13 protein-coding genes are annotated in these 9,959 nt (G+C 65.3%); 9 read left to right on the plus strand and 4 right to left on the minus strand.

Features of this window, described 5'->3' with window-relative positions; all coding sequences use genetic code 11:
- Window positions 1–327 precede the first annotated feature (327 nt).
- The 3 genes from AC3WOH_RS25105 (at window position 328) to AC3WOH_RS25115 (ending at window position 2,240) form a co-directional block, all read left to right on the plus strand.
- Window positions 328–972, plus strand: a complete 645-nt coding sequence (locus AC3WOH_RS25105; protein ID WP_492232053.1) for a hypothetical protein — start codon at window positions 328–330, stop codon at window positions 970–972.
- Window positions 973–1,197: 225 nt separating this feature from the next.
- Window positions 1,198–1,764 (plus strand): polyhydroxyalkanoate synthesis repressor PhaR, encoded by a 567-nt coding sequence (gene phaR, locus AC3WOH_RS25110; protein WP_492232054.1) that lies wholly within the window; start codon window positions 1,198–1,200, stop codon window positions 1,762–1,764.
- Between the two features lie 17 nt (window positions 1,765–1,781).
- Complete coding sequence (locus tag AC3WOH_RS25115; RefSeq protein ID WP_492232055.1) at window positions 1,782–2,240, plus strand: hypothetical protein; 459 nt, start codon at window positions 1,782–1,784, stop codon at window positions 2,238–2,240.
- A 13-nt stretch (window positions 2,241–2,253) separates the two neighbouring features.
- On the opposite strand, the gene AC3WOH_RS25120 is transcribed toward AC3WOH_RS25115, so the two are convergent.
- Genes AC3WOH_RS25120 through AC3WOH_RS25130 form a run of 3 tightly spaced genes read right to left on the minus strand, consistent with a single transcriptional unit; the run spans window position 2,254 to window position 3,798 of the window.
- The gene (locus AC3WOH_RS25120; protein WP_492232056.1) at window positions 2,254–2,730 is read right to left on the minus strand and encodes an SRPBCC family protein; all 477 of its coding nucleotides are present in this window, start codon (window positions 2,728–2,730) and stop codon (window positions 2,254–2,256) included.
- Window positions 2,727–3,098 carry an ArsR/SmtB family transcription factor gene (locus tag AC3WOH_RS25125; protein WP_492232057.1) on the minus strand — a complete coding sequence of 124 codons (372 nt, stop codon included), beginning with the start codon at window positions 3,096–3,098 and terminating at the stop codon, window positions 2,727–2,729. The genes AC3WOH_RS25120 and AC3WOH_RS25125 overlap by 4 nt, the downstream gene beginning before the upstream one ends.
- A 1-nt stretch (window position 3,099) precedes the next feature.
- Window positions 3,100–3,798 carry a glutathione S-transferase family protein gene (locus tag AC3WOH_RS25130; protein WP_492232058.1) on the minus strand — a complete coding sequence of 233 codons (699 nt, stop codon included), beginning with the start codon at window positions 3,796–3,798 and terminating at the stop codon, window positions 3,100–3,102.
- Between the two features lie 119 nt (window positions 3,799–3,917).
- Here AC3WOH_RS25130 and AC3WOH_RS25135 point away from each other — a divergent pair, with 119 nt between their 5' ends.
- The 5 genes from AC3WOH_RS25135 (at window position 3,918) to AC3WOH_RS25155 (ending at window position 7,823) form a co-directional block, all read left to right on the plus strand.
- Entirely contained in the window at window positions 3,918–4,955 is a 1,038-nt protein-coding gene (locus AC3WOH_RS25135; protein ID WP_492232059.1) for an AAA family ATPase, read from the plus strand.
- A 7-nt stretch (window positions 4,956–4,962) separates the two neighbouring features.
- Window positions 4,963–5,466 carry a hypothetical protein gene (locus AC3WOH_RS25140; RefSeq protein ID WP_492232060.1) on the plus strand — a complete coding sequence of 168 codons (504 nt, stop codon included), beginning with the start codon at window positions 4,963–4,965 and terminating at the stop codon, window positions 5,464–5,466.
- 70 nt (window positions 5,467–5,536) lie between these two features.
- Complete coding sequence (gene rimO / locus AC3WOH_RS25145) at window positions 5,537–6,928, plus strand: 30S ribosomal protein S12 methylthiotransferase RimO (protein ID WP_492232061.1); 1,392 nt, start codon at window positions 5,537–5,539, stop codon at window positions 6,926–6,928.
- 9 nt (window positions 6,929–6,937) lie between these two features.
- Window positions 6,938–7,381, plus strand: coding sequence for a hypothetical protein (locus AC3WOH_RS25150; RefSeq protein ID WP_492232062.1), 444 nt, complete (start codon window positions 6,938–6,940; stop codon window positions 7,379–7,381).
- A 31-nt stretch (window positions 7,382–7,412) separates the two neighbouring features.
- Window positions 7,413–7,823: a DUF5329 family protein gene (locus tag AC3WOH_RS25155; RefSeq protein WP_492232063.1), complete on the plus strand. Its 411-nt coding sequence runs from the start codon at window positions 7,413–7,415 to the stop codon at window positions 7,821–7,823.
- Between the two features lie 27 nt (window positions 7,824–7,850).
- On the opposite strand, the gene AC3WOH_RS25160 is transcribed toward AC3WOH_RS25155, so the two are convergent.
- Window positions 7,851–8,624, minus strand: a complete 774-nt coding sequence (locus tag AC3WOH_RS25160; protein ID WP_492232064.1) for an AraC family transcriptional regulator — start codon at window positions 8,622–8,624, stop codon at window positions 7,851–7,853.
- Between the two features lie 69 nt (window positions 8,625–8,693).
- Between AC3WOH_RS25160 and AC3WOH_RS25165 the strand changes: the two genes are divergently transcribed.
- Window positions 8,694–9,920 carry a trans-sulfuration enzyme family protein gene (locus AC3WOH_RS25165; RefSeq protein ID WP_492232065.1) on the plus strand — a complete coding sequence of 409 codons (1,227 nt, stop codon included), beginning with the start codon at window positions 8,694–8,696 and terminating at the stop codon, window positions 9,918–9,920.
- Window positions 9,921–9,959: the final 39 nt, after the last annotated feature.

The raw sequence follows: 9,959 nt of genomic DNA on the forward strand, positions 1-9,959 counted from the left end.
ACAGGCTCTGGCACAAGCCGTGCTGCGCCCCCTGCTGAGCACGCCACTGGTACCAAAAACGTGATTTATGTATCGAAATCATTTTCATTGCGATTTCTGATGCTGCGAATTCCGGCAGTTTCTGCTGAAAAATGAGGCGTTTTTCTGCACGAGCTTGTGCCCCCGGTCACCAGCAGGTGGGGACAGGGTGGCGGACAATACACCCATTAAGGTGTGGCGCATGCGCGACGCACCCGGTCGGGCAGCGCAGATTGTTGCCCGACTCAGTTGGTTACGATGTACGTTAACGGTTACAGGGCCCGCAGGGCTCTCCAGGAGAGATCAGACGTGAAACCGAACCCCAAAAACCTCGCGGTTGCGGCGTTTCTCGTGAGTGCCATGGCAGGGGCCCAGGCAGCGGATCCGGCAGTGTTCGATGGCACCGCCGGCACGCTGAGCATGCCCGTGCTGCAGATCGACAACGCCAAGTACTTCAATGTGGTGATCAAGCTGCTCGACGTGGGCGAGCTCAAGGCCGGCGACCCTGCCGTGGTGGGCGAGGACAACCAGTTCATCAGCAATGGCAAGCTGCTGTACCTGCCCCGGCTGGCCCTGGGCAAGGACATCTTCACCCAGGTCAGTCTGGGCAACCCTTCGTTTGCGCTGATGAGCTATGGCGGCGTGGTGACCACCCCCCCTTTCAGCGGCACCGGAACCACCGGCCATCTGCTGGAAGTGCGCGTGACCGAGGTGAACACGGCGAAGAACCCCATCACCCTGGTCAACGTCACGCGCCCCATGAGCCAGCAGGAGTTCTGCAGCGATGCGTCTCTGCGCCTGCCCATCACCCAGAGCCAGCAAAACGCGCTGGCCAACAACTGGACGCTCAATGTCTGCACCTTCGATGTCATCGCTGGCACGGGCACCATCGGCATGACGCTGAGCATCGCGGGCGCGGGCCTGCGCTACAGCGCGACTTACGTTTACCGCTGACACGCGACCAAAAGCGCGTCATCCAAGGGCGGCACATGGTGCCGCCTTTTTCTTTTTAGGGCAGCTCTGGGCGCCGTTTTCTATCGGGCTTTGCTGTCAAATGCGCGACTTCTCCCCATCAGGGTATTCCTTTGCCGCGCCGGGGGGCTGCACTGCCTAGAATCTGTTGCACTGCAATAGCCACAGAACAGTCACACATGGGCCCGAGCGCCCGAGGAGTCCGTAGTGTCCGACAAGAAGAGCGCCCCCGCCGCATCCGCGCCTGCATCTGCACCCGCCGGCGGCAAGTCTGCACAGCGCGTGATCAAGAAGTACCCCAACCGCCGTCTGTACGATACCGACACTTCCACCTACATCACGCTGGCCGAGGTGCGCGAGCTGGTGATGGCCCACCACAACGTGGTGGTGCGCGATGCCAAGACGGGCGAAGACCTCACCCGCAGCATCCTGCTGCAGATCATTCTGGAAGAAGAAGCCGGTGGCGCCCCCATGTTCACCGAGGCCGTGCTGGCCAACATCATCCGCTTCTACGGCCATGCCATGCAGGGCTTCATGGGCGCCTACCTCGAAAAGAATGTGCAGGCCTTCACCGACGTGCAGGCCAAGCTGGCCGAGCAGAGCCAGAGCGTGACGCCCGAGATGTGGGCCCAGTTCATGAACCTGCAGTCGCCCATGCTCAAGGGCATGATGGGCAACTACGTCGAGCAGTCGCAGTCCATGCTCACGCAGATGCAGGAGCAGATGCAAAAGCAGACGGAGCAGATGCTGGGAGCCTTTGGACTCAAGCGCTGATCCGACCGGAGGTCGCCATGGGCTTTCTGCAACGCCTGTTTGGAGGAGGGGAGCGCAGGCTCGCGCACCCTGTCTTCGGCGATCTGGTGCTCATCCGCGCCAAGCATGGCTCGTACTGGGAGGGGGAGACCCAAGTTATGGGCCACCCGCTGACCCTGGCCATCGAGGCCCCGGGCGGGGCTGAACCCGTGCCTGCACAGGTGGCCTTTTTCGAGCGCTACATCCACTACCCCGATGCAGCTTTCCACAAGGGAGAGGACCTGCTGGTCGGCGAGTACGAAGACTGGGTGCGCCGCCAGTTTCCCGCCCAGTGGCGGGACGCGTTCGCATGGGTGGGTCTGTCGATTCCGGCCGATGGCGACGAACTCAAGCCCTGGGACCTGTCTTTCGAATGCCTGCAGGACGGCACGGCGCGGCGCCACTTCACCTGCTACATCGAGCGCGGGCATGTGGCGCGCGTGGAAGTGAGCGGCTAGGCGGCCGCCTTGCCTATGAGGCAGCGCCAAGCTGCGCCAGGTACAGCCCCAGCCGGTCCAACCCCTCCTCGGTGCCTTGCAGCCGCTGCGCGCGGTCTTCGTGCCCGTCAAGATAGCTGATCTGTTCGGTGTACACCATGCGGGTGCCCGCTGGTGCTGCGAAGAACTCCACGGTGGCCAGCGACACCGACAGGGTGCGCCCATCGAGCCGGATGTCGTAGGCAAACACGATGCGCCGGCCGGGCTCGATGTCGAAGAACAGCTTCTCGATCTCCTGCAAGCGCCCATCGGCATGCCGCACCCGGTGCGTCTCGTGCCCGTGCAGCCGAAAGTCGAGCGCATAGTGGGTCGTGTGCTCGGGGTGGCAATCAGACCACAGGCGCTTGGCCACGGGGTCGGCCCAGGCGGCAAACACCGCGTCGGGCGCGGCCGGGTACCGGCGCTCGATCACGAAATCGGTCTGCATGCTGGGCTGGTGGCTCGTGGTCACGGTGGATCTCCTTGTTGTGCTGGCTCTGCCTGCTGCTGCGTGAGGTAGTCGCCCAGCCGGTCAAACTGCGCGTGCAGCATGGCCTTGTGCTGTGCGAGCCAGGTGTTCATGGCGTCGAAGCCGCGGGCCTCGATCTGGAAGGTGCGCACCCGACCCGCCTTGCGCGAGGCGACAAAGCCGCCTTGCTCCAGCACGGCCAGGTGCTTCACGGCCGAGGGCAGGGCGATCTGCAGCGGCGCGGCCAGCTCCGACACCGATGCCGGCCCGCCGCGGCTGAGCAATTCGAGCATGCCGCGGCGGTGCGCGTCGGCCAGCGCGAAGAACATGCGGTCCAGATCGCCCGGTGGGGTGGAAGAGGGCGATGGCATGTCAACCCTGCGCTTCGGGGTCGAAGAAGCGCAGCGCCAGCCCCTGGCGCCCCGGGTAGAAGCGGAAGAAGGGCCGCGCCGCCTCGATGGCGCGCGCCACCGAGGGGCGTGCCACCAGGCGCTCGAAGTACGCTGCCAGGTGCGTGTGCCGGGCGTCCAGCGGCACATGGGTCACGGCATAGAACAGCGCAGGGGCCGCGGCGCAGTCGGCCAGGCTGAAGGCATCGCCCGCGGCCCAACTGCGCCCGGCCATGTGCGCATCGACCATGGCGTAGGCGGCAGAGAGCGCCTCGCGCGCCCGGGCCAGGCCCAGGGCATCGCGCTGGCCCTCGGGCCGCAGCAGGTCGGCCGTGCAGGCCTGCATTGGCGTCATCACATACAGGTCGAACAGCCGGTCCCACAGGCGCACCTGCAGGGCCGCGTCCGGGTCGTGGGGGATCAGCGGCGCACGGCCGGCGGCGGCATGGTGGCGCTGCAGGTGCTCGATGATGATGCTGGTCTCCGGCACCAGGCGGCCTGCGTCCACCAACAGCGGCATCTTGCCTGTGGGCCACAGCGCCAGAAAGGCCGCGCGCTCGGCCGGGTCGCCCAGGTTGAGCAGGCGCAGCTCGGGCGCGATGCCGAGTTCATCCAGGGCGATCAGCACCTTGTGGCAGTACGAGGACAGGGGGTGGTAGTGCAGGGTGAGGGAGGTGGGCATGGTGGGTGTCGCTGCAGTTGCTTCCTATTTTGCGAGCCATCTGCCGGGGCGCCGACACCTTACACTTTGCACAATTGCTGATGGCGGTCGTGCTCCAGGTGCAAGGGTGAGGAATACCAATGATCAAAACAGCCGCTTTTCAAAGTCTGACCACTGTACCCAATGGCGTTTGGGAGTTCGCTGATGGATTGAACGTCATCATTGGCGAGAATGGTTTGGGAAAATCGCATGTGCTCAAGACTTTGTACTCGATGCTCAAGGTGCAATCTGCTCAGGCTGAAGATCTGACCAAGACCCATCTTGAGAAAGCCTATGCAGAAAAGCTTGTAAAAGTGATGCGGCCTGAATCTCTGGGCCGATTGGTCAAGCGCAAGCAGGGGCGTGACCGGTGCGAAATTCGGGTTGGCATGAGCCAAGCCAATATAAGCAGCGCAATTGGCTTTGCGACCAATGCAAAATCCCAAGTCGATGTGACGCAGGTTCCAGATGCCGTGCTCACGCAGTCGCCGGTGTACTTCCCGACGAGGGAATTGCTTACCCTGTGTCCTTGGTTCCTCAATCTCTACGACAACTACCATCTTGAATTCGAGGAGACATGGCGAGATACGGTATCGCTGCTGGGCGCACCTTCCGTGAAGGGCCCTCGCGAGACACGCGCCGCAAAGCTGCTGAAACCGCTGGAAGAGGCTTTGGGCGGACGGGTGGAAATGGACGCGGCGAGCGGACGTTTCTACCTGAGATTGGCCGGGGAGGGCCGCATGGAGATGCCGTTGGTCGCAGAGGGGTTGCGCAAATTCGCTATGCTGGCCCGTCTGATCAGCACCGGTGTGCTGCTTGACAAAGGATATTTGTTCTGGGATGAACCGGAGACAAATCTCAATCCGAAATTGATCAAGACGCTGGCGAAAAGCATCGTGGACCTTGCCGCGCAAGGAATTCAGGTGTTCATTGCGACCCACAGCTTGTTCTTGCTGCGTGAATTCGAGATTCTGCTTGGCAGCCAAGGCAATGAAAATTCGGTCCCCGTTCGTTATTTTGGACTGACTTTCGATGGCGAGACGGCTACCCTTCACCAAGCAGATGACGTCAATAGCATAGGCTCCATCTCTTCTCTGGAGGAAAGTTTGGCCCAATCTGATCGGTATATGGATCTGTGAGGTTCGTATGCCCGTAGAGAAAAGAGTGGAAAGGCTGAAATTCACTTTTCCTGATGGCTGGGAGGTCGAAAAATTCGATGATTGGGTTTTTTATCGATCCCGCTTTTCCAGGCAGATGGATGGCATCAAGGCGGTTGACCTTCTGGCCAAGGCGCCTGACAGGGTCGTGTACTTCATCGAGGTGAAGGACTATCGCCACCCAGACACCATCAAACCCACAGGCCTGCCTGATGCCATTGCACAAAAAGTGCTAATGAGCCTGGCGGCGTTGCTTCCAGCCAAGCTTGGTGCCAACGACGAGGCTGAGAAGGCCTTTGCTGCCAGTATTCTGACTTGCAGAGAGCTCAGGGTTGTCGCCCACCTGGAAATGCCCCAGGCACACAAACCCTTGGTAGACCCCGCTGACATCAAGCAAAAACTTAAGCAGAGACTGGCTGCGGTGGATAGCCACGTCAAAGTTGTCTCCATGAGCAACATGCGGGGATTGGCCTGGGCTGTGCAGCCGGTTTGAGCCTGGTGTCAGCCCACCAAAGAGCCCCCTCCATATCCCTTTTCCCCCAGAACTGGGACAATAGAGGGCTATGAGCGAAGTACTGTCCCCCACGAAAACACCCAAAGTCGGCTTTGTGAGCCTTGGCTGCCCGAAGGCCCTCACGGATTCCGAACTGATCCTCACGCAATTGAGCGCCGAGGGTTACGAAACCTCCAAGACCTTCCAGGGGGCGGATCTCGTCATCGTCAACACCTGCGGCTTCATCGACGATGCCGTGAAGGAAAGCCTGGACACCATCGGCGAGGCGCTGGCCGAGAACGGCAAGGTCATCGTGACCGGCTGCCTGGGTGCGCGCGAGGCCGAGGGCGGCGGCAACATGGTGCGCCAGATGCACCCCAGCGTGCTGGCCGTGACCGGCCCGCATGCCACGCAGGAAGTCATGGACGCTGTCCACCTGAACCTGCCCAAGCCGCACGACCCCTTCATCGACCTGGTGCCTGGCGGCTTTGGTGTGGCGGGCATCAAGCTCACGCCCAAGCACTACGCGTACCTCAAGATCAGCGAGGGTTGCAACCACCGCTGCACCTTCTGCATCATCCCCTCGATGCGCGGCGACCTGGTGTCGCGCCCCATCGGCGATGTGCTGAGCGAGGCCAAGGCCCTGTTCGAAGGCGGCGTGAAGGAGCTCCTGGTCATCAGCCAGGACACCTCGGCCTATGGCGTGGACGTGAAGTACCGCACCGGCTTCTGGGACGGCAAGCCCGTGAAGACGCGCATGCTCGAACTCGTGCAGACCCTGGGCGAGATCGCCGAGCCCTATGGCGCCTGGGTGCGCCTGCACTACGTGTACCCCTACCCGAGCGTGGACGATGTGCTGCCGCTCATGGCCACGGGCCGCGTGCTGCCCTACCTGGACGTGCCGCTGCAGCACAGCCATCCCGATGTACTGAAGCGCATGAAGCGCCCGGCCAGCGGCGAGCGCAACCTGGAGCGCATCCAGCGCTGGCGTGAGGTGTGCCCCGAGCTGGTGATCCGCAGCACCTTCATCGCCGGCTTCCCCGGCGAGACGGAAGAAGAGTTTGCGCACCTGCTGGACTTCGTGCGCGAGGCGCAGATCGACCGCGCGGGCTGCTTTGCCTACAGCGATGTGAACGGCGCCGCCGCCAACGAGCTGCCCGGCATGCTGCCCATGGAAGTGCGCGAAGAGCGCCGAGCCCGCTTCATGGCCGTGGCCGAAGAGGTCTCCATCGCGCGCCTGCAGCGCCGTGTGGGCGCCACCATGCAGGTGCTGGTTGATTCCGCCCCCGCGCTGGGCCGCAAGGGCGGCGTGGGCCGCACCTACGCCGATGCGCCCGAGATCGACGGCACGGTGCAGCTGCTGCCGCCCGAGAAGATCAGCAAGACCATGAAGGTGGGCGAGTTCACGCGCGCCCGCATCGTGGGCGTGCGCGGCCACGACCTCATCGCTCAACCGATCTGATCGACTGCCATGCTCAGGACTCTGCGCGCATGCCTGGTCCTGGCCGCTGCCTTGCTGGCAAGCGGGGCAGGGCATGCGGGTTGCTCCGAGGTCCTGTCCGGGCGCTCCAGCACGCATGAGGTCACCATCACCGACGGGGGCTGCGAGTACGGCAAGCTCATGATCGGGGTGGACATGCTGCGGCCCGCGAAGCCGCAGCCGGCCGCTGTGGCGCGGTCCTCGGCGCCGGGCATGTTCGCCTTCGACAGCCAATGCCAGTGGACCCCGGACGGCCGGACCGGGTTTGCCTGCGGCGCCGATGGCGCCACGGTGCTGGCCGGTGCCACGTACCGCCGGGTGCCCGGCCGCAAGAAGGTCTGTGATGACCCGCGCTGGCCCGTGTACCAGTGCACCAAGGGGTGCAGCCAGCCGGGCGTGCCGCGGGTCCTCCGCATTGATCCCTACGAGTGCTGAGGCCTTGGGCCACGGGGTATCCTTTTCGTCCATGACAAGACGACATCTGCAGCGCGCCGTGGTTGCCTGGGGGCTTAGCCTGGTTGCGAGCCTGGCGCTCGCCGCGCCCGCGGCCGCGCCGGTGCGCGGCGAGATCGATGCCCTGCTCGCCGCGCTCCAGTCCTCGGGCTGCGAGTTCCAGCGCAATGGCTCCTGGCACGGCGCCGCGGAGGCTAAGACGCACCTGCTGCGCAAGCTCGATTACATCGAAAAGCGCAGCACGCTGCCCAGCACCGAGAAATTCATCGAGCTGGCCGCCTCGTCGAGCAGCGCCTCGGGCCAGGCCTACCAGGTGCGCTGCAACGGCAGCGTTCAGCCCAGCGCCCAGTGGTTCGTGAAAGAGCTGCAAAAGATCCGGGCGGGCGGCAGTGCTGGCGGCCCGGGGACGGCATCCTCCAACTAGGCGCCCAAGCACCTGGTGGCCGCCCTGCTACCGGTAGAACACCGAGGGCGGTACGCCGAAGTGGCGGCGGAACATGGCGGTGAAGGCGCTGTGGCTGGCATAACCGCAGCCCAGGGCCACGGCGATGAGCTTCTCGCCCCGGGCGATGGCGGTCAGGGCGGCCAGCAGCCGGGCCTGCTCGCGCCACTGCGCAAAGCCCATGCCCGTGCCCTGCACGAACAGGCGCTGCAGCGTGCGCTCGCCCACGCCGATGGTGGAGGCCCAGGCCCTGGCGCTGCGCGCATCGTCGGGCCGTTCCATCAGCGCGCTGCATACGCTGCGCAGGCGTTCGTCGGCGGGCAGGGGCAGGTGCAGCGGCAGCGTGTCGCAGGTGCGTAGCTCATCGACCAGCAGGGCGAGCAGGCGCCGGTCGCGCGCGGACAGGGCGCCCTCCATGGGCAGGCGCACGGCCTCGACCAGCAGCTCGCGCAGCAGCGGCGAGACGTTGACGACGCAGCTGGCCGCCGGCAGGCGCGCGATGGCGGCGGCATCGATATAGGCGGTGCGCATCAGCACGTCGCCCGACATGGTGACGCTGTGGCGCAGCCCGGCCACCATCCACAGCGCGCGGTGGGGCGGCACCACCCAGGAGCCGGCGTCCGAGTGCACGACCATCACGCCTTCGGTGGCATAGAGCAGCTGGCCGCGGGGGTGGGCATGCCAGCCCGTGGAGCGGCCCGAGGGCCAGCGGTTTTCCATGGCCACCAGGGGGCGCGTGATGCGTCCCCAGTCCACGGGGCGGTGAAGGGCAGGGGCGGCCATGTCCGGTACTCTACAGAAACTGGCCGGTTGGCGGGAGACGGACTGCCCCTGCGCCACTACGCTGGCGGCATGAATCACCCCCCTGCACTTGCATTCCCATCGCGCACCGCCCGCGGCACTCCCTGGCACCCCGATACGGCCTTGGCGCACCTGGGCCGCGCTTCCGCCACGGCGGCCCGGTCGGTGAACCCGCCGCTGGTGCGGGCCTCGACCACCGTGTTCCCGACCCTGGCGGAGTTCAAGGACTCGTACCGCGGCACCGTGTTCGAGGCTGCGCGCTACGGGCGCTCGGGCACGTCCACCCAGTTCGAGCTGCAGGCCGCCATGGCGCAGCTGTGCGGTGCGCAGAGCTGCATTGCCATGCCATCGGGCCTGGCGGCCATTGCCGCCGTGCTGGGTGCCCATGCCCGGCCGGGCGGGCAGATCCTGGTGCAGGAGGGGGTGTACGGGCCGGCCAAGGTGCTGTGCGACCAGGTGCTGGCGCCGCTGCAGTGCCGCATCGACTATTTCGACAGCGTGGACTGCCTGCGCGAGCGGCTGACCGACCAGGCCTGCCTGGTCTTCATCGAGGTGCCCTCGTCGCTCACGATGCGCATGCTGGACGCGGCGGCGGTCTGCGAATTCGCGGCATCGCGGGGCGTGCCGGTGGCCTGCGATTCCACCTGGGGCACGCCGCTCTTCTTCGATGCGCACGCGCTGGGCATTGCGCTGTCGATCCATGCGGCCACCAAGTACATCAACGGCCATTCGGACGTGGTGCTGGGGCTGGTCACGGGCTCGTATGAGGCGCTGGCTTCCACCCGGGCCTGGTGCGACCGCCAGGGCACGCATGTCTCGGCCGATGCCTGTGCGCTGGCGCTGCGTGGCATGCGCACCCTGGGCCTGCGCATGCCGCGCCACCATGCCAGCGCGCTGGCCGTGGCTACCTGGCTGCAGGGGCAGCCGCAGATCGAGCGGGTGCTGTTTCCGGCCCTGCCGTCGGACCCGGGCCATGCGCTGTGGCGGCGGCAGTTCAGCGGCGCACCCGGGCCCTTCACGGTGGAGCTGGCGCCCTGCAGCGAGGCGGCGTTCGAGCAGTTCATCAACACGCTGCAGCTGTTCGGGCTGGGCACGAGCTGGGGCGGTTTCGAGAGCCTGGTGATGCCGGCCATTGCACACCACCTGCGCGCGCTGCCGGTGCAGCCCGACGCCGGGCGCCTGGTGCGCCTGCACATCGGGCTGGAGGCGCCTGCCGACCTGTGCGATGACCTGGCAGCGGCACTGGCGCATCTGGGCCCGGCCATTGGATCCGCTTGACCCGGCCCCTGGGGCCGGCCTGAGCATGCACCTCCTTCA

Source organism: Acidovorax sp. FW305-C-20-28, from assembly GCF_058783375.1.